The sequence below is a fragment of the Streptomyces sp. NPDC053673 genome, assembly GCF_055585225.1.
Map to the genome: position 1 here is coordinate 1 of NZ_JBVJKN010000025.1, position 22,436 is coordinate 22,436.

The 22,436-nt window shown below is 69.0% G+C and carries 18 protein-coding genes and 1 pseudogene; 15 read left to right on the top strand and 4 right to left on the bottom strand.

Going from position 1 to position 22,436, the window contains the following annotated elements; genetic code table 11:
- On the top strand, positions 1-4,038 hold a 4,038-nt coding region (locus ACZ6ZQ_RS28360), incomplete at its 5' end, for a non-ribosomal peptide synthetase (protein ID WP_469771342.1).
- A 15-nt stretch (positions 4,039-4,053) separates the two neighbouring features.
- Here ACZ6ZQ_RS28360 and ACZ6ZQ_RS28365 read toward each other — a convergent pair.
- Positions 4,054-5,610, bottom strand: a complete 1,557-nt coding sequence (locus ACZ6ZQ_RS28365; protein WP_469771343.1) for a sensor histidine kinase — start codon at positions 5,608-5,610, stop codon at positions 4,054-4,056.
- A gap of 339 nt (positions 5,611-5,949) precedes the next feature.
- Here ACZ6ZQ_RS28365 and ACZ6ZQ_RS28370 point away from each other — a divergent pair, with 339 nt between their 5' ends.
- Entirely contained in the window at positions 5,950-6,864 is a 915-nt protein-coding gene (locus ACZ6ZQ_RS28370) for a GHMP family kinase ATP-binding protein (protein ID WP_469771344.1), read from the top strand.
- Between the two features lie 65 nt (positions 6,865-6,929).
- On the opposite strand, the gene ACZ6ZQ_RS28375 is transcribed toward ACZ6ZQ_RS28370, so the two are convergent.
- A complete protein-coding gene (locus ACZ6ZQ_RS28375; protein WP_469771345.1) occupies positions 6,930-7,907 on the bottom strand; it encodes a TauD/TfdA family dioxygenase in 978 nt (325 codons plus the stop codon).
- A 216-nt stretch (positions 7,908-8,123) separates the two neighbouring features.
- On the opposite strand from ACZ6ZQ_RS28375, the gene ACZ6ZQ_RS28380 reads away from it, so the two are divergent.
- Positions 8,124-8,978 (top strand): alpha/beta fold hydrolase, encoded by an 855-nt coding sequence (locus tag ACZ6ZQ_RS28380; protein WP_469771346.1) that lies wholly within the window; start codon positions 8,124-8,126, stop codon positions 8,976-8,978.
- 56 nt (positions 8,979-9,034) lie between these two features.
- Here the strand turns inward: ACZ6ZQ_RS28380 and panD are convergent, their stop codons facing one another.
- Complete coding sequence (panD, locus tag ACZ6ZQ_RS28385) at positions 9,035-9,451, bottom strand: aspartate 1-decarboxylase (RefSeq protein ID WP_469771347.1); 417 nt, start codon at positions 9,449-9,451, stop codon at positions 9,035-9,037.
- Between the two features lie 511 nt (positions 9,452-9,962).
- Here panD and ddaH point away from each other — a divergent pair.
- From ddaH to ACZ6ZQ_RS28445, 12 genes and pseudogenes are all read left to right on the top strand, one after another.
- Positions 9,963-10,823 carry a dimethylargininase gene (ddaH, locus tag ACZ6ZQ_RS28390; protein ID WP_469771348.1) on the top strand — a complete coding sequence of 287 codons (861 nt, stop codon included), beginning with the start codon at positions 9,963-9,965 and terminating at the stop codon, positions 10,821-10,823.
- 179 nt (positions 10,824-11,002) lie between these two features.
- Positions 11,003-11,749 (top strand): GNAT family N-acetyltransferase, encoded by a 747-nt coding sequence (locus ACZ6ZQ_RS28395; RefSeq protein ID WP_469771349.1) that lies wholly within the window; start codon positions 11,003-11,005, stop codon positions 11,747-11,749.
- A gap of 38 nt (positions 11,750-11,787) precedes the next feature.
- Positions 11,788-12,537 (top strand): lysophospholipid acyltransferase family protein, encoded by a 750-nt coding sequence (locus tag ACZ6ZQ_RS28400; RefSeq protein WP_469771350.1) that lies wholly within the window; start codon positions 11,788-11,790, stop codon positions 12,535-12,537.
- Positions 12,530-13,213 (top strand): DedA family protein, encoded by a 684-nt coding sequence (locus tag ACZ6ZQ_RS28405; protein WP_469771351.1) that lies wholly within the window; start codon positions 12,530-12,532, stop codon positions 13,211-13,213. Before ACZ6ZQ_RS28400 ends, ACZ6ZQ_RS28405 begins: the two co-directional genes overlap by 8 nt.
- An 854-nt stretch (positions 13,214-14,067) precedes the next feature.
- Positions 14,068-14,256 carry a hypothetical protein gene (locus ACZ6ZQ_RS28410; RefSeq protein WP_469771352.1) on the top strand — a complete coding sequence of 63 codons (189 nt, stop codon included), beginning with the start codon at positions 14,068-14,070 and terminating at the stop codon, positions 14,254-14,256.
- 61 nt (positions 14,257-14,317) lie between these two features.
- The gene (locus ACZ6ZQ_RS28415; RefSeq protein WP_469771353.1) at positions 14,318-15,421 is read left to right on the top strand and encodes a PqqD family peptide modification chaperone; all 1,104 of its coding nucleotides are present in this window, start codon (positions 14,318-14,320) and stop codon (positions 15,419-15,421) included.
- A gap of 20 nt (positions 15,422-15,441) precedes the next feature.
- Positions 15,442-16,797, top strand: coding sequence for a TldD/PmbA family protein (locus ACZ6ZQ_RS28420; protein WP_469771354.1), 1,356 nt, complete (start codon positions 15,442-15,444; stop codon positions 16,795-16,797).
- Positions 16,794-18,125, top strand: a complete 1,332-nt coding sequence (locus ACZ6ZQ_RS28425) for a metallopeptidase TldD-related protein (RefSeq protein WP_469771355.1) — start codon at positions 16,794-16,796, stop codon at positions 18,123-18,125. The genes ACZ6ZQ_RS28420 and ACZ6ZQ_RS28425 overlap by 4 nt, the downstream gene beginning before the upstream one ends.
- Before the next feature lie 71 nt (positions 18,126-18,196).
- A pseudogene (locus ACZ6ZQ_RS28430) lies at positions 18,197-19,072 on the top strand (ABC transporter ATP-binding protein); the annotation flags it as partial.
- Positions 19,069-19,815: an ABC transporter permease gene (locus ACZ6ZQ_RS28435; protein WP_469771356.1), complete on the top strand. Its 747-nt coding sequence runs from the start codon at positions 19,069-19,071 to the stop codon at positions 19,813-19,815. The pseudogene ACZ6ZQ_RS28430 and the gene ACZ6ZQ_RS28435, both read left to right, overlap by 4 nt.
- A 3-nt stretch (positions 19,816-19,818) precedes the next feature.
- Positions 19,819-20,574 (top strand): ABC transporter permease, encoded by a 756-nt coding sequence (locus ACZ6ZQ_RS28440; protein WP_469771357.1) that lies wholly within the window; start codon positions 19,819-19,821, stop codon positions 20,572-20,574.
- A gap of 93 nt (positions 20,575-20,667) precedes the next feature.
- Positions 20,668-21,171 (top strand): CYTH domain-containing protein, encoded by a 504-nt coding sequence (locus tag ACZ6ZQ_RS28445; protein ID WP_469771358.1) that lies wholly within the window; start codon positions 20,668-20,670, stop codon positions 21,169-21,171.
- A 147-nt stretch (positions 21,172-21,318) separates the two neighbouring features.
- On the opposite strand, the gene ACZ6ZQ_RS28450 is transcribed toward ACZ6ZQ_RS28445, so the two are convergent.
- Positions 21,319-22,050, bottom strand: a complete 732-nt coding sequence (locus tag ACZ6ZQ_RS28450) for a DUF4097 family beta strand repeat-containing protein (protein WP_469771359.1) — start codon at positions 22,048-22,050, stop codon at positions 21,319-21,321.
- Between the last annotated feature and the right edge of the window lie 386 nt (positions 22,051-22,436).

Genomic DNA, 22,436 nt, shown 5'->3' on the forward strand with positions numbered 1-22,436 from the left:
GCCGGTGTACGTCCTGAGCGGGTGCCGTTGTCGTTCGGTCAGCAGCGGTTGTGGTTCCTGCACCGCCTGGACGGCCCGAACCCGACGTACAACATCCCGCTCGCCCTCCGTCTGACCGGCAAGCTCGACCCTCAGGCGCTGCGCGCGGCGCTGAACGATGTCGTCGACCGGCACGAGAGCCTGCGTACCGTCTTCGCCGAGGACGCCGAGGGCGCTTACCAGGTCGTGCTGGATGCCGGGATCGAGGTGCCGTGGCACACGGAGAGCGTCACCGAGGACGAGCTGCCCGCCCGCCTGGCCACCGCCGCACGCCACGGGTTCGACCTGACCGGCGACATCCCGGTCCGGGCCGCGCTCTTCCAGATCGCACCCGACCAGCACGTCATCCACTTCTCGTTCCACCACATCGTCGTCGACGCATGGTCCGTGAGACCCTTTATCGGCGACCTGGCTGCTGCCTATCAGGCGCGGGTGGCAGGGGAGGTTCCGCAGTGGTCGGCGCTGCCGGTGCAGTACGCCGACTACACGCTCTGGCAGCGTGAGCTCCTCAGCTCCGAGGACGACCCCGACAGCCTGATCTCCCAGCAGATCGACTACTGGAAGACACAGCTGGCAGACCTTCCAGACGAGATCGTCCTGCCCGCCGACCGGCCCCGCCCCGGCGTCCCGACCCACACCGGCGACCGGCACGAGATCCGCTTCCCCGCCGAGGTACACGCCAAGGCCCAGGAGCTCGCGCGGCAGAGTGGCACGACGGTGTTCATGGTGCTGCAGGCGGCCCTGGCGCTGCTCCTGTCCCGGTCCGGCGCGGGCGAGGACGTGCCGATCGGCACGCCGATCGCCGGACGCAGTGACGACGCCGTCGACGACCTCGTCGGCCTGTTCATCAACACCCTCGTCCTGCGCACCGACCTGTCCGGCAACCCCACCTTCCGCGAACTCCTGGCTCGCGTCCGGGAGACCGACCTGGGCGCCTACGCCCACCAGGACCTCCCCTTCGAACGCCTCGTCGACATCATCAACCCCGAACGCTCCCTCTCCCGCCACCCCCTCTTCCAGGTCATGCTCACGTTCAACAACACGGGCGGCCTGGGCGACACCGCATCGCACACGACTGGTGGGGATCTGGTCATCGGGGCGCAGGAGAGCGCCACCGCCACCGCCAAGTTCGATCTGCTGCTGTCGGTCACCGAACTGCACACCGCGCAGGGCGAACCGGACGGGCTGGCCGGAGTCCTGGAGTACGACACCGACCGGTTCGACGAGTCGACCGTACGCCGACTGGGACAGCGTCTGACCGGTCTGCTCGAGCAGGTCACGCGCGATCCGCAGCTCACAGCAGGTGCGGTCAGCCTCATGCTCCCCGACGAGCAGTCCGCGATCAGCGCCTGGAACAGCACCCCCCTGGACACCCCGGCGGCCGGGCTGCCCGAGCTCTTCGCCAAGCAGGCCGTCAGGCGCGGGGGCGCCCCGGCTGTCGTGCACGGGGACAGGACGCTCAGCTACGCCGAGCTCGACGACCGGTCGACCAGGCTGGCGAGGATACTGCTGGAGCACGGCGCGCGCCCGGACGCCGTCGTCGCCCTGGCACTGCCGCGCGGCGTGGACTTCGTCGCCGGGCTCATCGCCACCCTGAAGGCCGGCGCCGCCTATCTTCCCGTCGATCCCCAACTTCCCGAGGAGCGCATCCAGTTCGTCCTCCGTGACGTCCGGCCCGCAGTGGTGCTGACCACCGGCGATCTGGCCGACAGGTACGGGGCCGACGGATTCGCGAGCCCCGTGCTGGTCCTCGACGAGGCGGCGATCACGGCCACGTCCCCGGCCCCCGTGACCGACGCCGACCGGGGCGGGCCGTTGCTGCCCGGTCACCCGGTCTACGTACTGCACACCTCGGGCTCGACCGGTGAGCCGAAGGCGGTCGAGATGACCCTGGGCGCCATCCGGAACCTTCTGGACTGGCATCACCAGGCGATCCCGGCGGACGAGGACACCGTCACGGCCCAGTTCACCTCGAGCGGCTTCGACGTCTCCGCCCAGGAGATCCTCTCCGCTCTGCTGTCCGGCAAGACCCTCGCGGTCTGCCCGGAGGACGTACGCCGCGACCCGGCCCGCCTGGTCTCCTGGCTGCGCGACGCCGGAGTGGGCGAGCTGTTCGCGCCCACTCTGGTTCTGGACGCGGTGTGCTCCGCTGCCCTGGAAGCCGGCGAGGAACTGCCCGCCCTGCGGCATGTCGCCCAGGCCGGTGAGGCACTGGTGACCCGCGGGGCAGTTCAGCGCTTCTTCTCCCGTGCGGCGACGCGGCGTCCGGCCCTGCACAACCACTACGGGCCCACCGAGACGCACGTGGTGACGGCGTCGTCCCTTCCCGCCGACCCGGCGGAGTGGACGGACACGCCCCCCATCGGCGTTCCGCTGCCCAATGTCCACGCCCATGTGCTGGATGCGTGGCTGCGGCCCGTGCCTCCCGGCATGCCGGGGGAGCTGTACATCTCGGGTGCCGCGCTGGCGCGCGGCTACCGGGGCCGCCCCGGTATGACGGCGGAACGGTTCGTGGCCTGCCCCTTCGAGGGGAAGGGCGAGCGGATGTACCGGACGGGCGATCTCGTACGCCGCACCGCCGACGGGCAGTTGCACCACCTGGGCAGGGCCGACGACCAGGTCAAGCTCCGTGGCTTCCGCATCGAACCCGGCGAGATCGCGGCGGCGCTGCGCACCGACCCCGCGGTGTCCGCGGCGGCCGTCCTCGTCCGCGACGGCGCCTCACTCGTCGCGTTCGTCACACCGGCGAAGGACCACACGCCCCTGGCGGCTGAGCTGCGCACCCGCCTGCTGCGGACCGTGCCCGAGTACATGGTCCCGGTGGAGTACGTCGTGGTGGACGAGCTCCCTTTGACCCGCAACGGAAAGCTCGACCGGCGTGCGCTCCTGGCCATCGAGGTGGACAGGCCGGCTCCCCGCACGGCCGCCACCGAGGTGGAGAAGCGGATCTGCGCGGTCTTCGCCGACGTGCTGGGAGTCGAAGAGGTCGGTCCTGACGACGACTTCTTCCGTCTGGGCGGCCACTCGTTCCTCGCCACCAGGGCTGTCGCGCTCCTCGGCGAGCGGCTGGAGGCCGACCTGAGCGTACGGACCCTGTTCGAGGCGCCGACCCCTGCCGGACTCGCGCTGGAGGTGGAGCGCAGTGGTACGCGGGACTCCTTCGCCCCCATGCTGCCGTTGCGCACCACCGGCAAGGACCGGCCGCTGTTCTGCGTGCACCCCGGCGGCGGGATGTCCTGGTGCTACGCGGGCCTGCTCACCCACCTGGACCCTGAGATGCCCGTCTACGGCCTGCAGGCCAGGGCGCTCAGTCAGCCCGGGGCGATGCCCGCCAGCGTCGACGAGATGGCCGCGGACTACCTCCGGCAGATCCTGGAGATCCAGCCGGAGGGCCCCTACCGGCTCCTCGGCTGGTCCTTCGGCGGCGTCCTGTGCCACGTGCTCGCTGTGGAACTGCAGGCCCGCGGCCAGGAGGTGGAGCTGCTCGCTCTCGTGGACTCCTATCCGCACCTGGTCGACGAGGCGTCCGAGGAAGGAGCACTGGAGCAGGCTCTGCGGGAACTGGAGGACCGGCTGCTCGTCGACAACTTCACCGCCTCCCGGTTCTCCTTCGAAGCAGCGGAACTCGACACCGACCGGGACGCGTTGATCTCGCGCTACCTGCTCTTCCTGGAGGAGAACCAGCATCCGCTCGCGGCAGTGGGCGAGCGCACTCTGCTGGCTATGAAGGACGTGTGGATCAACAACAGCCGACTGCTGACGGTGCACCGCCCGGGCCACTTCCGGGGTGACATGCTGCTGTTCACCGCCACCGAGGTGCCGGAGCGGGTCGCCGGCCGGGTCGGTGCGGGCTCGTGGGCACCCCACGTGAGCGGTTCCATCGAGGACCACCCCGTCCACGCCGAACATGAGCAGCTGCTGACCGTCCCCGCTCACATCGCGACCATCGGGGGAGTGCTGGCGGCGAGGCTGAAAGCGGTCTCGCCGCAGACGTCCTGAGCAGGCGCCTGGCCGTCAGGAGTCTCCCGGGCCGCCCGGGATGACGTCCTTGGCGACCAGGCGGTCACCGGAGAAGCAGAGCCGGTACATGTCCACCTCGTCCAGGAGGTTGCCGTTCGACCGGTAGAAGTCGCAGTGGGTGCCGCGCGGCCGGGGCGCCGACTGCGCGGTGTCGGACGGGTAGGGGTAGCTCTGCAGCGGAAGGAGATGGGCGAACTCCGCTCGCTCCTGGCCGACGTGGAGGGTCGCATAGGTCGTCGGGTACAGCACACACGTCGCCAGCTGGTAGGCGAGGTATCCGGCGGCCGGCAGGACCGTGAGGGCGAGCGCGGCGGGCGCGACGAACGCCGCCGCGAACCGCAGCCGGACCTTGCGCCGCGCGTCCCCCATCCGGCGCGTCGACTCGGCTCCGGTCGAGGGCGGAGCCTGCGGGGCGAGCTCCGGGCGTGTGGCGCTCACCCTGTCGGGCATTGCGGCGGTCACCCTGAACCCGTCCTCGAACGGTCCGGCTTGCAGTACACCGCCGAGCGCGGTCACCCGCTCCCGCAGCCCGGCCAGACCGCGGTTTCCGGGCACCAGCCCCGGTAGCGGGCCAGCGGGCGGAGCCGAGTTGATCACGCTGACCTTGGTACGGCCGCCCTCGTGGATGATCCGGACGTGTACGGCGCTGCCGGGGGCGTGCTTGGTGGCGTTCGTCAGCGATTCCTGAACCACTCGGTACACGGCGTGTCCGACGAGCGGGGAGAGGGCGGCGCTCCCGCCGACCCGGACGAGGTCCACCGCGATGCCGGACGCGCTCGCCCGGTCGAGGAGCTCCTCGACGGACTCGACGGACGATTCCTTGGGATCTGACTCTGTGCCGTCACGCAGCACTGTGACGGTCTCGCGCAGATGGTCGACGGCCTCGGACACGGCCTTGCGCAGCTCGGCCACATCGTCACGGTCCTGCTCGCTCAGGGCCGGCGAGAGTTCCAGCGCGCCCGCCCGCAACGCGATGAGGCTCAGTACATGCCCGAGGGAATCGTGCATGTCGGCCGCTATCCGCGTCCGCTCGCGCAGCCTGGCCTGCTCGGCGACGAAGCGCTGCTGTTCTTCCAGGCTCTGGGCCAGCCGCCAGCCGCCCGACACCAGCGCCCGGCGTGCCTGCTGGTAGCGGCCGACGAGCCACGGCACCAGCAGCGCCAGCGGCAGCACGGTGACCGCGTAGAACCACCACACCGGGCCCGCCCCGAGTACCGCGCACAGAGCGAGGTCGACGACGAGGCATGAGGTGAGCACCAGCAGCGGGACGAAGCCCGCCTTCGCACGGGCACCCATCAGGTACGTCATCACGGCCAGCGCCAAGGCGTAGGCGTTGGCCGGGTTCGACTCGTTGGCCAGACCCACCGCACAGAGTCCATTGACGACGAACACCGCGGCACCCGGCCATCGTCGGCTCCCTGGAACGGCCGCCGCCAGCGCGAGGACGGGCAGCCCCAGGTCCAGGACCACCGAAGGCTCCGACGCATACCAGAACCCCAAAGCCCCCGCCCCGGAGAGCACCACCCACAGGGCCACATCGTGCGGTGCCATCCTGGCCGGCGGTAACGGCCTGGGTGCGTTCTGTGGTGTTCCTGTCTCTTCGATCTCGCTCTGCCGTATCACCCGGTCGACAGTATCGAACCTCTCCACACCGCCCGCGCGTCATCCGCAACTGTGCTCAACGCCGTGAGTGAGCTGGCAGTTTGCGAGAGGGATACAGCTCGTTGACGCCGATCGCGGTCCGTTGGCACCGTTGGCTCAGGACAGCGCTTCCCGCAGCATTCGCCTACAGGACATCCGTGAGCTCGGGATTACTGCGAACGTTCCAATTCATGCGAGTGGGGAACAGAGTTGGCACCATCCCGGAATGCTCTCAAGGACGAGTCTGCCATGCCGGCCGCCCTTCGGTACGCCGGACTGCCCCACCGGGGGATGACCGGCGTCAGTACTGCGTTCGGCACCTTCGGTGAGCTGCTGCAAGGTGTCTTGCCGGGCCCCGACGGCGACTTCCTGGTGACGTTGCCCATCGCGCGCTGGACCGTGGCGACCTTCCGCACCGACCCGGAGTCGACGTCGGTGCGGGTGGTGCCGGACCACAAACGCAAGGCGGCCCGCCTGCTGTCGATGATCACGGAGGAACTGCCCGTGCCCATGGGCGGCTTCCTCACCCTGGACAGTGCCCTGCCCGAGGGCAAGGGCCTCGCCAGTTCCTCCGCGGACCTGGTGGCCACCGCGCGGGCAGCGGGCAACGCCCTCGGCATCCCCATGCCGCCCCGGCGTATCGAGTCGTACCTCAGCCGGATCGAACCGACCGACGGCGTCCTCTACGACGGAATCGTCGCATACCACCACCGCCAGGTCCGGCTGCGCCGGATGCTCGGCTCGTTGCGTCCCATGACCGTCGTCGGTATCGACGAGGGGGGCACTGTCGACACGGTCGAGTTCAACCGGATTCCCAAGCCGTTCTCCGCCACGGAACACCGTGAGTACGCACGTCTTCTGGACCGCTTGACGGCCGCCGTACGAGACGGCGACCTCCGCGAGGTGGGAGCCGTCGCCACGCGCAGTGCGGTGATGAATCAGGCGCTGCGCCCCAAGCGGACGCTGGAGCGGATGATCGCGTTCTGTGAGGACGTCGGCGGCCTCGGCATCGTCGCCGCGCACAGCGGAACGTCACTGGGCATCCTGATCGACAACGCCGATCCGGACCGGTCGCGCAAGATCGTACGGGCCGTCCAGGCATGCTCCGCCCTGGCGGGAAACGTGACGACCTACCGGACGCTCAGTTTCGGACCGGACCGATGAACATGCTGCCGCGCCGCACGGGACGGACGGTGGGGGATGAGCCCCCCCGCCCGGCCTGGCGGCGGCTACCCCCGCAGCCTCGGCAGCGGATCTCCCAGCGCCACCACGATCTCGCGCGCACCGCTGTAGGGCTCGCGGCTGTGCGAGGTGCCGATGTTGTCCACCAGCAGCAGGTCGCCGTCGCGGAAGGGCACCGCTATGGCGTGCCTGTCGTACGTTTCGTTGATGACGTCGACGGTGGAGGAGTCCAGAGGCGTTCCGTCGCCGAGGAACGTCGTGAACGGCAGGCCTTCGGGGCCGAACTCGCTGACCAGGAACTCTCGGACCGCCGGGTCCATCGTCCATTCGTTGAGGAAGGCGATCTGGTTGAACCAGCACCGCCGTCCGGTCAGCGGGTGCTTCACGACGGCGGGCAGTGTCTGACGGGTCTGCAGGCCGCCTCCCGGGGACCGCTGGAAGTCGATGCCATGAGTACGGCAGTACTGCTCCACCGCCTCCGGGTCGGCCGTGCCGAAGGCGTCGGCCGAGGAGAGCCCCACCAGCTGGTCGTAGTTGCGGACGAGCTGCCAGCCCTCCCGTTCGAAGGGCTCCACGATCTCGGCCGGCAGGGAGTCGAGGACCTTCCCTGCGTCGGCCACGGACACGGATCCACCAGAAGCGCTCGCCGTCAGGCAGGAGAAGATCATCCACTGCGGATACCTCGGGGCGCTGGTCAGCTCGTGATGCATGCACATGGGCTGGTCCGGAGGCCATTCCGAGGACGAGTACACCCCGCCGGTCAGCGCCTTGCGCGGGGCGAACCCCTCCACCTCGGTCATCAGCTCCGAGGTGAGCGCCTGGCTCGCCGCGGCGGCGTCGGCGTGGCTGCGGATGTGCAGCCCTCGCACCAGCACCGCCCCCCGCTCCAGGGCGACCGACCGCAGCGCATCGGCGTTCTCACGGAGCCATCGGGGACCGCCGTCGGCGGCCGCCTCGATGGTGAGGATCTCGTCCTCGGCGCAGTCCGCCAGTTCTCGCGAGAACCGGTTTATACCGCCAGACATCATGGCTCGTCCTTTCGCTTTCACCATGAGGATTCGAACGCTGACATCACATAACACTGCCCGCGGAAAGTGGAAGCCTTTCACCCAGGCGCGATTGTCGCTGTACGCAGACCGGCTCGGGATTGACGTCGCTTGCCCGTCATCCGGAATCGCCACCGGACCGCAGGAGACTTCCCCGTCCGCCCGACCCGCCTGTGCGCCAATCGAGGAGTTCTCATGCCCGTAATCGTCCGCGACGGATTCAGGTTGAACTACCAGGATGCCGGGAGCGGCGTACCCGTGGTTCTCATCATGGGCACCGGCGGCAGCGGAAGAGCTTGGCACCTGCATCAGGTCCCCGCGCTGGTCGCAGCAGGACACCGGGTCATCACCTTCGACAACCGGGGTGTGTCTTCGACCGACAACAGCCCGCCGGAATTCACCGTCGACGACATGGTGGCGGATGTGGCCGCGCTCATCGAGCACCTCGGTATCGGACCGTGTGCGGTCGCCGGCACCTCCTTGGGGGCGCGTATCGCCGCGGAGCTGGCGCTCGCCCGTCCCGAACTGGTGAGCAGGCTCGTCCTCATGGCGGCGCGGGGCCGCAGTGACGCCATGAGCATGGCGCTGACCCACGCCGAACGCGAACTGGACGAACTCGGCATCGAGTTGCCCCCGCGCTATCGCGCGGTGATGCAGGTGCTCCAGCAACTGTCGCGGCAGAGCCTCACGGACGACCTGCGGACCACGGATTGGCTGGAGGTGTTCGAACTCTCCACGTCGGCCGACTCGGCGGTGCGCGCGCAGCGCGGGCTCTACCCCATGCCGGACCGACTCGCCGCCTACAGAAACATCCGGGCCCCCAGCCACATCATCGCCTTCTCCGACGACGTCCTGGCCCCGCCTCCCGCGGGCAGGGAGGTTGCTGCCGCCATCCCGGACTCCACGTTCCAGGTCATCGACGGCTGCGGACACATCGGCTACCTGGAGGATCCGGACACCGTGAACCGCGCTCTGCTGGAGGCGCTGCGCCTCGTGCAGCGGTCCGGACGTGCGATCCCCCACGAGACCGGCGTGCAAAGCTCCGTATGACGCCGCCGTCGGCAGCGGCCGGAGACGAAAGGTTCCGGCCGCTGCCGTACGCCGCACTATCCGCTGATCACGTCCCCGCGCCGCAGTTCGGAACCCTCCGGCACATCGGCGGGGTCCGTGCCCAGGTTGACCACGTTGTTCTCCTGGTCCACGAAGACGACCCGTGGCTCCAGCTTTGCCGCGTCCTCGTCCGCCACCATCGCGTAGGCGATGATGATGACAAGGTCGCCGGGGCTGATCAGCCTGGCTGCCGCGCCATTGATCCCTATGATCCCCGAATTCCGGGGACCTTCGATGACGTAGGTGGAAAGGCGCGCGCCATTGTCGATGTCGACGATGTCGACCCGCTCTCCGGGGAGCAGGTTGGCGGATTCCATCAAGCCGGCATCGATGGTGAGTGACCCGACATAGTGCAGATCCGCCTGAGTTACGGTCGCCCGATGAATCTTGGACTTCATCATGGTTCGATACATGATTCTCATTTCCTGATAGGTCTGTACGCGATGATAGTTTCAATATCGGATTCAGGATAGAAGTAACTGCAGCGAAACGTGAGCCATTTCATCTCCGCGGTCGTCTCTCGATGCGCGGGCAGGCCGGCTCCTCGATGTGCTTCACCGTGAGTCGAGGTGCGACCGGGCGAGTCGGTATGGCCCAGTTCTCCGAAGACCCGGCGTCTGTACCCCTGACGAAAGTCAGGGGAGGAACTTCCCTTCGCACAGTGAAGTCGCCCGGCCCGGTCCGTAGCCTCGCGGCAGGAACCGACCGGGGCGGGGTCAGGGTCTTTGCGCCGGTCCTGAATGTTCCGATCAGCCGTCGAGGGCCGGATCCCTTCCCTGACCACCGGCACCCGTCGCCGCGTCCGCTGCCTGCCCGACAACCGGCGGAGACCGAGCCGGACGTCTGAGCTTCCACCCCGAATCGCTCGCTGTTCACCGGCGCGCGCCGATACTCCGAATCCCAGGAAACCGAGAAGGAAACGATATGCCCGAATCCGGCACCACCGCCCAGTCCAGCCCCGCCAAGGTCCCCGGCCCCCGTACCGCGGTGCCGCGCCGACTGCTGATGTGCTCACCCAGCCACTTCGACGTCACCTACTCCATCAATCCGTGGATGGAGCCGGAGAAGCCGGTCGACGGCGGTCTCGCCCTCGCCCAGTGGGAGCAACTGCGCAACCTCTACCGGGACCTGGGCCACACCGTGGAGGTCGTCCAGCCGGTGGGAGGGCTACCCGACATGGTCTTCGCGGCCAATGGCGCCACCGTCGTGGACGGGCGGGTGCTCGGTGCCCGCTTCCGCCACGAGGAGCGGACGGCCGAGGGGCCGCTGTATCTCTCCTGGCTGCGCGAGAACGGCTTCACCGACACGCACTGGCCCGAGTACATCAACGAGGGCGAAGGCGACTACCTTCTCGTCGGCCGCAGACTCCTGGCGGGTACGGGCTTCCGGACCGATCCCCGCTCGCACGCCGAGGCCCAGGAGTTCTTCGGCGTGCCGGTCACCGGGCTGACGCTGGTCGACCCGCGTTTCTATCACCTCGACACCGCGCTCGCCGTGCTGGGCGACGACGAAGTCATGTACTACCCCGAGGCGTTCTCGCCGGGCAGCCGGGCCGTGCTGCGGGAGCTGTACCCCGACGCGCTCCTCGCGACCGCAAAGGACGCGGAAGTCTTTGGGCTCAACGCCTTCTGCGACGGTCGCCATGTGCTGCTGCCGGAGTCCGCGACGGGGCTCATGGCCGGCCTTCGGGAGCGCGGCTTCGAACCGATCGGAGTTGATCTGACCGAACTCCTCAAAGCCGGCGGCAGCGTCAAGTGCTGCACGCTCGAGCTGCGCGAAGGGTGACGGAAGGGGCCCCGCGGCCCTGACGAAAGTCAGGGCCCGGTGCTTCCTTTTGTGCACTTCTCCCGCCGCGAGACCGCTCCTACGGTCTTCAGTGAGGAATCAACGCCTCTCCAGAGCAAGCGCTCACACGGCGCTGTCAGGCCGACGCAGCACGCCCACCGAACGGAGAACGGCAACCCATGCTCTCGACAACTACGACAACGGTCAGCAGCAACTACGTCACCTCCATCGCTGACACGAAGGAGCAGATACGGGCTGCCCAGCGACTGCGTTTCCACGTCTTCGCCGAGGAGATGGGCGCCCATCTCGACACACCGCTGAGCGGCCACGACGTGGACGACTACGACGACCTGGTCGACCACCTGATAGTCACCGACACCACGACGGGCGAAGTCGTCGGCACCTATCGGCTTCTGCCGCCGGGGCGCACCGAATGGTCCTACTCCGACAGCGAGTTCAATCTGCACGGCCTGTCCGGGGTGCGCTCCTCGATGATCGAGGTCGGCCGCTCCTGCGTCCACCCCGACCACCGAAGCGGCGCCGTCATCAACCTGATGTGGGCCGGCATGGCGCGGTACGTGCTGCTCTCCGGCCACCGCTACCTGGCCGGCTGCGCCTCCGTCCCGCTGGACGACGGCGGCCAGGCCGCCGCCAGCGCATGGCTGCTCGGCACCACCAAGCACGCCGCTCCCGCCGAATACCGGGCCCACCCGCGCCGGCCGTGGATGCCGCAGAGCCTGAACGAGGCCCGGCCGAGCTACGCCACGCTGCCTCCACTGCTCCGCGGCTACCTGCGGCTGGGTGCCTGGATGTGCGGAGCGCCGGCTCACGACCCGGAGTTCAACGTCGCCGACTTCTTCGTCCTGCTGGACATGGAGCGGCTGAACGACCGCTACCGCCGCTACTTCCTCGCGGAAACGCAGTGAGCCCGTGGGCGGTGGACACCGTCTGCACACCGGCCTGCGTGAAGAACACAGTGCCTGGTGTGCCGGTGTCCGAGGCGGCCGGCCGTTATGCGTCCCTCGCCCGCACGCTGATACGGGGCGTGGCGATGGGGGACCGACTGGCCGCCCCGTCGACCCTGCGCAACGAGGCCAGGGCCGTTCTCACCGCTCTCGGGGTCCGGTTGGATCTGGAAGAGCTCCGCGAGCCGTTGGCGCTGCCCGGGCCGACCGGGACCCTGATCGTGGCCAACCACATCTCCTGGCTGGACGTGATCACTCTGCTCGCGGTCGAGCCCATGACCCTGCTCGCCAAGCGCGAGGTCGGCACGTGGCCTGTCATAGGAGTGCTGGCCCGCCGCATCGGCACGCGCTTCATCGACCGCAACGGGATGCGTGAACTGCCCTCCGCGGTCGAGGAACTGGCGCTGACGCTGCGCTCCGGGCAGACCGTTGTGGTGTTCCCCCAGGCGACCACCTGGTGCTCCGTTCCGGGCGGCACCTTCCGGCGCGCCACCTTCCAGGCGGCGGTGGACGCGGGTGCCCCGGTCCGGCCGGTGACGATCGACTACTTCCAGCACGGTGCCCCCAGCACGGTCGCGGCCTTCCTCGGCGACGAGGGGTTCGGCACTTCCCTGCGCCGGGTCGCCGGTGCCAGGGGACTGTCCGCACGCATCACCACACACCGTGCGCTGTCCGGTGGTGACCGGCGCTCGCTGGCCGCCGAGGCCCAGAAGGCCGTTTCGGGCTCGGAGCTACCGGCCCATGCTTGAGTTGTTCGACCAACTGGTTGGGGTGCTGCAGGCCAAGATGGACTCGCCGTGGCTGTGGCTGATCGTCTTCCTGGTGGCGGGCCTCGACGCCCTGCTGCCGTTCATGCCGAGCGAGACGACCGTCGTCACGGTGGCAGTGCTGTTCGGCGGATCCGTGCCCCAACTGGCCCTCCTCGCCGTTGTCGCGGCGGCCGGCGCGCTGTGGGGCGACTGCCTCAGCTACGGGATCGGGCGCCGGTTCGGACCACGGGCCGTGGAGCACCTCATCCGCGGCGAGAAGGGCCGGAAGCGCTACGAGTGGGGTCAGACCATGCTCCACCGGCACGCGTCGACTCTGGTGATCGCCGCCCGCTTCCTGCCCGGCGGCCGCGTGGCCTCCAGCATGTCCACCGGGAGCCTGCGCTTCCCCTTCCGCCGCTTCCTCCTGCTCGACGCCTCCGGCGCGATCCTGTGGGCCGTGACCAGCACCGCCATCGGATACATCGGCGGAGCGAGCTTCGGCCACGAACCCGTCAAGGGGCTGCTGTTGGCCTTCGCGCTCGCCCTGGTGGTCGTCGGATGCGTGGAACTGGCCCGCCGGTTGCGCGCCCGCTGCACACCAGCCGATGCTTCCTGCCCCGCCGATACCCCCGATCAGAACGTTCTGTCGCTGAAGCCGGCCGCGAAGTCCGACTGAGCCGGGCGGGCACGGGGCCGGCCGGCGGGCCGCTGCTCCGCTGTGATCGCACGTCAGGACGAGCAGGGCCCTGGGGGCGGACGGCGACCCGGCCGGCCGTCGATCTGTTCCGGCGCGAGGCAGGCACAGCGTGACAGTTCCAGGTGGATGGTCCAGTTGGCCGGTGAATTCACCCCGCGCGAACTCAAGAGCTCGATGACGACTTGATCCGCCTGGTCCCACTGCGGAGGATGAGGGCGCAGGTACGGGCGTCTCGTCCGATTCCGTCTCGTCCGATTCCGTCACGTCGATGGAAAGTTGCACGTCGCTGAATCCGGATGCGGTTGTTCCGATTCCGTTTGAGAGGCGCGTCGAACTCTTGCAGAAATGCCCCCAGCGCACTTGTGGCCTGCGGCGGCTATTTGGCCGGTTTCGCCCGCCCTGAAGCAGACAAAGGTGCGCAGGATGGGGCGTCCTTGAATCGCCCTTGACACCCTGGCGGCCCAAAGTTACTTTGATCTTGCTTCACGGCAAAATCCGAATCGACAGAGTGTTGCCACCTCCCCGGAGAATGATGGGGGAGGGACTCTGGGGATCGGCTCTGTGAACTGCCAGGGCTGGTAAAGCCCAACGGGGGGTGTTTCGCGGGCGCGAGGTGTATTCCTGTGCTGCGCTTCTTCTCTCTTGAGTTCACACCATGGGTAACTGTCGTGTGCCGTTCCATCCGGCGGCGCCGTACGGATATCCCGTACCGCTACAGGTTTCGGTGTTCGCCATGTGTTCAGTCATGCGGCGGGGGCCGATCGGGGCCTGCCACCGTAGGCTCCAGAGTTTCGCCCGATCGTGGGCGTCGATTCCTTGTAAGGAGGTGCGAAATGGAGAACGTGGACGTCATCGAGATCGACGAGGACATCGTCGAGTTCGACTCCGCTGAGGAGAACGTCGCCAACGTGGCCAATGTGGCCAACGTCGGCAACATCGCCAACGTCGGCAACATCGCCAACGTGGCCAACGTGGCCAACGTGGCCAACGTCGCCAACGTCGCCAACGTGGCCAACATCTGATGATGTTCGTGACGGGAGCTGTTCCGGCTCCCGTCACGTCAGAGAAAGGACCGACCGGAAAATGGGACTCTCCGCAGTCGAGGAGAAGATGGAGGCGGCCCGTAAACTCGGCCGTGCGTTGGTGGCGGATTCCGGGACAGCCATCGACTCTGTCTACATTGCCGGAAGTCTCACGGCCGGCCTGGGCAACCCCACCAGCGACGCGGATCTGTTCGTCATCCTGAAGCCCGGCGTACCGGTCGGCGAGGACGTCACCCAGTACAGCGTCGACGGGCACCGTGTCGACGTCGAACGGTACGCGCTGGACGAGGTCGAGGCCCTGGTCGAGGAGCTCATAGCGTTCGAGCTGCGCCGGGACAACCTCACCGCCCTGCACAAGCTGCCGAGCAAGCTGGACTTCGTCTTCCGCCTCAACACCTCCGAAACCGTGGTGGGTTCGGAGGCCCTCTCCCGGCTCCAGCGGCGTGTCACCGACTCGATCGCGGCCATCCGGCGGACCGCCGTCAACCATTCCGCCATTGCCATCAACGGGCACTTGGAAGACTTCCTCGGTGCCGCCGCCTCCGGCGATCTGGACACCGCCGCGTTCGTCGGCCAGAACCTGGTCGCCTACGCGGGCAAGGCCGTCGCCGCCGCCTCCGGCGATCTCTACTTCAGCAACAAGTGGGTCTACAAGCAGCTCACCCGCATCGGCGTGGACGGCTTCCCCATGGACGAGTTCACCCGCTACCAGCGGGGCGCCTGGGTCGAGGGCGGCGCGGCCGAGGCCGAGTCCCTGGTGCTCTTCACCCAGACCTGCATCGCGGTCAGCCAGCTGCTGGGCGCCGCCGGCGTGCCGCTCGGCAACTGGCCCTCGTGGCCGCCTGCCGCGGCCGCTTCCGGTCTGTACCGCAACACCGCCTTCAATGTGCTGACCGCCGACGGGGGCGTACTGCTCCACTGGGAGCTCCAGCGCCAGCTGCTGCTGAAGGAGCCGGTGGCCTTCGTCTGGGCCCTGTGCGACGGCCGTTCGGTGGATGGGATCGTGGCCGGTGTGGAGCGGCTCGCCGAGGGCGTGCCCGCCCTCAAGACGCTGACACGCGCTCGCGTCGAGGCCGTGCTCGCCGCGCTTCAGAAGAAGGGCCTTGTCGGTACAGAGCCGTTCTCGCTGCTCAGCACGGTCTGACGGGTGCCGGGGAGCACACGATGAACCAAGCGGAACCAACTGCCACGCGCGGCGAGCAGCTCCTGGAACTCGCCGAGTGGGCCGTGGGCGAACTCAAGAGCGCGGCCGACTACGTCCAGGTCTTCGCCGAGTCCTCGCTGGAGGTCAAGGTGGAGAGTATCGACGGCGAGGTGCTGGCGACCTGCGTCGAGCCCCGGGACGGACTGGGGTGTCTCGTCCGCCGGGGCGGCAGCTGGCGCTACCGCGCGCTGCCTCCGACGCGGCTGGGCGACCTGGCCGGCTGGGCCGGCGCGGCCGGCCGCTCGCCGGACTCCCCCACCCCTCTCCCGTGGCAGCGGACGGCCGACGCCCACGGCTTCACCCCGATGCCCGCGCCGGAATGGCTCGTACCGGCGGAGGGCGTCCCCCACTCGATCCGCACCAGGGAGGACTTCACCGAGCGGGCCATCGCCGTCGTGGACACCGAAGGCGTCCGCGAGACCGCTCTCTCCCGGGTGGTGCGCCAGCGTGTCGAGGCCACCGTCACCGTGGACGGCCGCCGTTATCGCGGTCTCAACCGATGGTTCCAAAGGGATGCGGACGACAGCCGGCCCCACCCCGGCGGGCAGCAGATCAGTCGCGTGGCACTGGAGCACGCGCGGGGCTCCGCCGCGGCATCGGTGAGCGGCAAGCACCGCACTCCGGTGGTGTTCGGGCCGTCGGCGGCCGCCGGGTTCCTGCACGAGCTCGTGGGCCACGCGCTCGAGGGCGACAACTTCGCGCTCACCAGCGCCTACATCACCGGACTGCGCAAGCCCGGCGCCGTGCCGGCCGCCCTCAGCCTGCGCGACGACCCGACGGTTGCCCACGGCTACGGGTCGTACCAGATCGACGACGAGGGCCGCCGGGCAGCTGTCACCACCCTCCTGGAGAACGGGGAGATCGGCTCCCCGCTCACCTCCGTGCGCGTCGTCCGGCGCAATGGCCACCGCCCCACCGCCAACGGTCGTCGGAGGGACTTCCGCGAGCCGGCCATCCCGCGGGCGAGCAACACCGTGGCTTTGCCCGGTCCCGACGATCCGGCCGGGCTGCTGGACACCCAGGACGGCGGAGTGTTGTACGTCGGCTGCCTGGGCGCCGGAATGATCAACCTGAGCACCGGCGAGTTCTCGTTCGCGGCGCTCAACTGCTCCTACATCACCCCGGCAGGTGACCGGGTGCCCGCGCGCGACGTGAGCCTGGTGGGGGATGCGCTCGACACCCTCGCCCGGCTCGAAGGCATCGGGTCGGACTTCGGCGGGGACAACATCACCTGCGGCAAGCAAGGACAGATGGTGGGAATCGGGATCTACTCTCCCTCGATGCGTTACGCGGCTCTCGACTGGAGCGCCGCATGAAGCAGTTGGAGAGCCGGACCGGAGAGGCTCTGGCCGTCGCGGACGCCGTCGAGCGTTGCCTGCGTCCGGGGGAGCAGTCCCTCACCCACCTCAGCCGCACCGCCCATCGGCGGCTGACCGTTGACGAATCGGGCAACAAGCGGATCGCGATCCAGCAGGGGCGGATCGGCGGCTATGTGCGCCTGTCCGGCGAGGGGCGCGAGCTGTACCTGAACGCACCCGAGCTGACAGCCGGGGACGGTGCCGCTCTGCTGGAGACCGGCCGTGGCTCGCTGCCGCTCGGCAGCGCCCGGCCGCCGGTGGTCACACGCGCCCTGCACGAGGCGGCCGCCGTCGACGGCAGCTGGCGGAACACGGCCGAGCGCATCGACCTGGAATCGCTGGCCGCCGATCCGGCGCCGTTGCTCGAGCGGCTCGCAGCGGGAGCCGGCCCCGGACACACCGTCCGTACGGTGCACCTCTCGGAGGTGCTGAGCGAATCGGTGTACGCCCTGTCCGGTGGTGCACGGGGCGAGAGCGGCTGCCGCGGTGTCGAGGTGCAGGCCGTGGTGTCGAACACCGAGGGCACCGCGGTCGCCTCGCTGTCGCGATACGCCACGTCCCTGGACCGTATCGACGCGACCGCGCTCGGCCGTGAACTGGCGCTGGCTTCGGCCGGGTTCTGTCCAGCATCGGAGGTCTTCGACGGCGACGACGTGGTGTTCACACCCTCGGCCGCCGCGCAGCTGTTGCGTGCTGTCGTGAGCACGTTGTTCCTCAACCCGATGACCGGCCGGCGCCCGCTGTGCTCGGCCGTGGTGGACGACGGGCGGGCCGTCGAGGGCTGGTCGGCCCGTGCTTTCGACTGCGAGGGCACTCCCACCGGCGCCATGGAACTGGTGACGCGGGACGGTGTTCAGCAGGCCACGGCCACCCGGCTGAGATCGGCGGGCGGTGACGGGGCCGAGTGGCTGACGGGTCACGCCTCCTGGGACCGGCTGAAGAGCCATCCGCAGCTCACCGCCACCAATGTCCGCCTGGAACCCGGAGGTCCGGCCGGGGACCCGTACGCGGGGGAGCGCTGTGTCGTGGTCGACGTGCGCACTCTGGGAGTCGAGGAGCACCGCTCCGGCGGCCAGCTCGCCTTCCGGCTGCTGGTCGTGCGCGCCGTGGACGGAGTTCCCACCGGTGCGTACCTGCCGCTTTCGGTGGAGGGCGAGGCCGCCGACTTCCTCGCCGCTGTCGACGCGGTCGGGGAGACCGTCTCGTACTACCCAGGTCCCTTCTCCGTCGGTGGAGCCGAGCTCGCGATGGACCTGTCCAGGCTGCCTTCGAAGAGTGAGGTCTGATCGTGTCTGCCGGACGAGGACTCGAAGTAGACAATCTGTGCCGTGAATTCACCTCCCGGGACGGGACGGTGCGCAAAGCGGTCGACGACGTCAGCCTGACGGTACGCCCCGGCGAGTTGGTGTCGGTGCTCGGGCCGAACGGTGCGGGCAAGACCACCACGGTCCGGATGCTGACCGGTCTGCTGCTGCCGACCTCCGGATCCATCCTGCTCGACGGGCATGACGTGGTCCGCGACCGCAGGCGGGCGGCGCTCGCCTGCGGCTTCAGCCTTGGCGGGGACACCGGTCTGTATCCACGGCTGACGGCACGCCAGAACCTGACGTTCTTCGGCCTGATGTACGGGCTGCGCGGAGCGGCGCTGGACCGCAAGGCCGAGGAACTGCTGGCCGCGGTCGATCTGGAGCACCGGGCCAAGGATCTGGTCGGGTCGTTCTCCCGCGGCATGAAGCAACGCCTCCACCTGGCACGCTCGTTGCTGCACGACCCGTCGGTGCTGATCCTGGACGAGCCGTCGGCCGGTCTGGACCCACAATCGGCCGCGTCGATGCGCGCGCTGGTGGCCCGTCTCTCCGAGGAGGGCCGCAGCATCCTGCTGACCACGCACGACATGCGTGAGGCCGAGGAACTCAGCGACCGGATCGTACTCATGAAGGATGGCCGGATCCACACCGAATCCACCGCCTCCGAGCTGCGGCTGGCCGCCGCGGAACGGCTCGGGCACACCGTCCACGTGGTGTTCGCCGGCGCCGAGGTGCCGGACGCGGTGAGCACCTGCCCGGGCCTGCTCGGGGAGCAGCGAGACGGTGCCACCGTGACGCTGCGGGCGACGGACGGCGCTGCCGCCGTGCAGTGGATCCTGACCACTTTCCCGGGAATGACGGTGAGCGTGGCGGTCACGCCGCCCACGCTGGAGGAAGTGTTCCTGGAAATGGTGACCACTTCGTGAACACCTTCATGCGCGCGACCACGGACCAATTGCGCATGCATGCGTCCAGTCCGATGGCGATCTTCTCCACACTGGCCATGCCCTGCGTATTCGCCTTTGTCGTGCACAGCAACATGGCACGTGGCAAGGGGTCGAGCGACACCACCAGTGACATGGCCGTAGGGTCGGCAGGCATCGGCATGCTGGATTCCATCATCGTGCTCGTCGTTTTCAGTCTGATGGGCGAAAAGCAGTGGAAGACGCTGTACGCCGCCCTGGGCAGTCCGGGCGGTCTGGTGCCGGTGGTCCTCGGCCGGCTGACCGGGATCGCCGTCCAGTCCCTGACGGCGCTGCCCGGCACCTTTGTCATCCTGGCTCTGCTGTGGGGGATCGACTCCGGTTTCGCCTGGGGCCGCTGGGTCCTCGGCGGTGTGCTGCTGGCCCTGGCCACGGCGGCCGTCGTGGGCCTGCTCGCCGTGGCGGTGCTCCGCTTCCCCTACTCGTCCGGCATGACCAATGGCCTGACCGGTCTGGTGATGGCCCTGTCCGCCCTGATCGTGCCGCAATCGGCGCTGCCCGGGCCGGTGCAGAAAGTGGCCTACCTGCTGCCGCAGTCCCATGTCATGAGCTGGGTGCGCGGTGGTCCGGGGAGCGCCGTCGCCGCGGCGCTCGCGCTCACGGCCGTCTACGGGGCCCTGGTCGTGCTGTTGGTGCGGCGCGTGGAGCTCATCGCCCGCCGGCAAGCCCTTCCGCTGGAGGTGTGACCGATGGCGACCATGCTCCGTGGTGCGCTGCTGTCCTACAAGGCGCTCTTCACCTGGCTCAATCCCCTGGGCTATCTCAGCTCCCGCATCGTGCGCCCGATCGGTATGGCGATCGCGTTCACCTCGCTCTCGTCCTACTACGGCGCCGCGATCGGGCGGATGCTGATCGGTGCGAGCCTGCTCGCCGGCGCGGGCGCCGTGATCTACGGGATGGCGTTGTCCGTCGGCAACGAGCGCTCCTTCGGCACCCTCGGGATCTGGCTGGCTTCACCCCAGGGCAAGCTCGCCTCCGCCTGCGAGCGTGCGCTGCCGCACCTCGCGGACGGTGTCGTCGGCGGTCTGTGCACCTATCTGGTGTGCTGCCTGCTCTACGGCACGCTGCCCATCGGGATGCTTCCCTTCCTCGGACTGCTTGCCCTGGGGGTGGTGACAACGGCCGGTCTGGGCCTGGCTCTGTCCGGCCTGGCACTGGTGATCGAGGATCTCTTCGTCGGTCCCAACGCGGCCGAACTCGTGCTGATGGTGCTCTCCGGAACGCTCATCGCCCACGACCGGCTTCCGGCCTTTCTGCAGCCGTTGAGTGAGATCGTCCCTCTCACCCACATCATGAAATCGGTCGTCGGCCGGCTTTCCGGCCAGGCGTGGGACGGTGGGGAACTCCTCATTGAACTGGGTGTGGGTGTCGGCTGGTTCGCGGTGAGTTCCGCATTCATGTACTGGGCGGTACGCCGGGCCGCCTACCGGACGGAATTGTCCTGACCCCCACTCTCCCCGGCAGGCGACGCCGAGCCGCGGACCTGGTACCGGATACCGAGCGCGGCTGACCGCCGCCGACACGAGAGTTGCTGTGCGATGAACCTGGAGATCGAGCGCAAGTTCACGATCGCGGAGGGCTGGGAGGTGCCGGAGGGCACCACCGGGGTCCAGCTGCGCCAGGCGTACCTGACGCCACCCGGCGCCGACACGGAATTCCGGGTGCGCGACAAGCGGGACGCCCGGATCATGACCGTGAAGACCTTCGACGCCGCCACCGACTCCATGGTGCGCCAGGAGATCGAGTTCGAGATCAGCGACGAGGTGTTCGGACAACTCTGGGAGCTCTCCGGCGGCGACTGTCTGAGCAAGTTCCGCTGGAACGTTCCCCTCGGCCCGCACGTGGCGACGGTCGACGTCTACGACGGACACCTCGCAGGACTCCGCGTGGTGGAGGTCGAGTTCGCCAGCGTGGAGGAGGCTCGCAGCTTCGTGCCGCCGGACTGGTTCGGTGAGGAGATCACCGGCCACCTCGCCTGGAGCAACCGGGAACTTGCGGCCGTGGCGAGGGCCAAGGCACAGGAGGAAGCGGCTTCCGCGTGATGCGGCACATCGACTTCGAGCGGCTGCACGACTTCCGCGACCTCGGAGCCGCGCTGCCGACGGGCGCACCGTCGCCTGGTGGGCGCCCTGAGCGGACCCGCGCGGGCCGTCTCCCAGCCCGGCCCGCGACTCCGGCGTCCGGTGCGCTCAGCCGGAGTTGAGGGTGATGTCCCCGTTGCTGGTGGTGAGGTCGACCTGGTACTCGCCGGCCGGGTCGTCGTCCACGTGGATGTTCTCGTCGCCGTTGTTGCTCTTCACCGTCACCTTGTAACGCGCGGGCGGCGCGGTGACGTTGATCTCGCCGTTGGACGTCTCCGCCCGGACGTCCTGCGGCTTCGCCGGGGTGAGGGTGATCTCGCCGTTGGACGTCTTGGCCCGGACGCCCGTGCCCTGCAGCCCGGTTCCGTTGATCCGGCCGTTGCTGGTCTCCACATCGACCGAACCGGCCACACCGTCCAGCTCGATACGCCCGGAGCTGGTGGCCACCTCCACCTTGCCCACCTGGGTCAGACTGACCGCGCCGGACGAGGTCTTGCCCGACACCGGGAGTCCCGCCGGCAGGTCGACCGTGTAGTTCACCGAGCAGTCCTTGCCGCAGCCGCCGAGCACCAGGACACCGTTCTCGACCCGGTGGGTCGCCCCTTCCGGCTTGTCACCCTTGTAGTCGACGGAACGGTGCAGGGACACCACGCTGACGTTCTTCGCGCCGCGCAGGGTGACGCCGCCGGAACTGCTGTCCAGCCGCACGGACGTGATCTTCTCCGTCACCTTTGCGTCATCCTCGAACGTGGAGCCGGGTACCAAGCCGCACGCGCTGAGTCCCATCACACCGATGCCGGCCACCGCGACGGCCCCGAAGTGCCGGAGCTGCTGGCGCATGAGATTTCCCCGATTCTGTAGTGCTGGCTGTCACCCGGCTCGCTGCAGGCCGGCCTCGATGAAGTTATCCGCACGCGCTGCGGGCCGGACATGGGGGAAACCCCCGGGTGCCGCTATGGGCTCCCCCCCCCGACGATGCCGGGCGAGCGACGCGCGGTTCCCTCGCGGGCGGAGCGCCGCTCGCACGCATCCGCCGAGGCGGCGAGCGCCACCGCCCCGGCGACCGCCGCTGTTAGGCCCTGTCCGGCCGATCTTGTCGGGCCCGCGACGCCGGCTACGGTACCTCGCTGCGTTGGCGGAGTCGCCCAAGTACGTCCAGTACGGGGGCGATCTCCCCCAGCTACCGCTGGGAGGTGCCCCCTCCGCCTTGCGATGTGTCCCCTCGG

Coding starts and splice junctions, on each gene's coding strand:
- ACZ6ZQ_RS28415 (WP_469771353.1), top strand. CDS start 14,318: ATGGGACTCTCCGCAGTCGAGGAGAAGATGGAGGCGGCCCGTAAACTC.
- ACZ6ZQ_RS28440 (WP_469771357.1), top strand. CDS start 19,819: ATGGCGACCATGCTCCGTGGTGCGCTGCTGTCCTACAAGGCGCTCTTC.
- ACZ6ZQ_RS28410 (WP_469771352.1), top strand. CDS start 14,068: ATGGAGAACGTGGACGTCATCGAGATCGACGAGGACATCGTCGAGTTC.
- ACZ6ZQ_RS28450 (WP_469771359.1), bottom strand. CDS start 22,050: ATGCGCCAGCAGCTCCGGCACTTCGGGGCCGTCGCGGTGGCCGGCATC.
- ACZ6ZQ_RS28405 (WP_469771351.1), top strand. CDS start 12,530: ATGCTTGAGTTGTTCGACCAACTGGTTGGGGTGCTGCAGGCCAAGATG.
- ACZ6ZQ_RS28445 (WP_469771358.1), top strand. CDS start 20,668: ATGAACCTGGAGATCGAGCGCAAGTTCACGATCGCGGAGGGCTGGGAG.
- ACZ6ZQ_RS28420 (WP_469771354.1), top strand. CDS start 15,442: ATGAACCAAGCGGAACCAACTGCCACGCGCGGCGAGCAGCTCCTGGAA.
- ACZ6ZQ_RS28395 (WP_469771349.1), top strand. CDS start 11,003: ATGCTCTCGACAACTACGACAACGGTCAGCAGCAACTACGTCACCTCC.
- ddaH (WP_469771348.1), top strand. CDS start 9,963: ATGCCCGAATCCGGCACCACCGCCCAGTCCAGCCCCGCCAAGGTCCCC.
- ACZ6ZQ_RS28365 (WP_469771343.1), bottom strand. CDS start 5,610: ATGGCACCGCACGATGTGGCCCTGTGGGTGGTGCTCTCCGGGGCGGGG.
- panD (WP_469771347.1), bottom strand. CDS start 9,451: ATGTATCGAACCATGATGAAGTCCAAGATTCATCGGGCGACCGTAACT.
- ACZ6ZQ_RS28425 (WP_469771355.1), top strand. CDS start 16,794: ATGAAGCAGTTGGAGAGCCGGACCGGAGAGGCTCTGGCCGTCGCGGAC.
- ACZ6ZQ_RS28375 (WP_469771345.1), bottom strand. CDS start 7,907: ATGTCTGGCGGTATAAACCGGTTCTCGCGAGAACTGGCGGACTGCGCC.
- ACZ6ZQ_RS28370 (WP_469771344.1), top strand. CDS start 5,950: ATGCCGGCCGCCCTTCGGTACGCCGGACTGCCCCACCGGGGGATGACC.
- ACZ6ZQ_RS28380 (WP_469771346.1), top strand. CDS start 8,124: ATGCCCGTAATCGTCCGCGACGGATTCAGGTTGAACTACCAGGATGCC.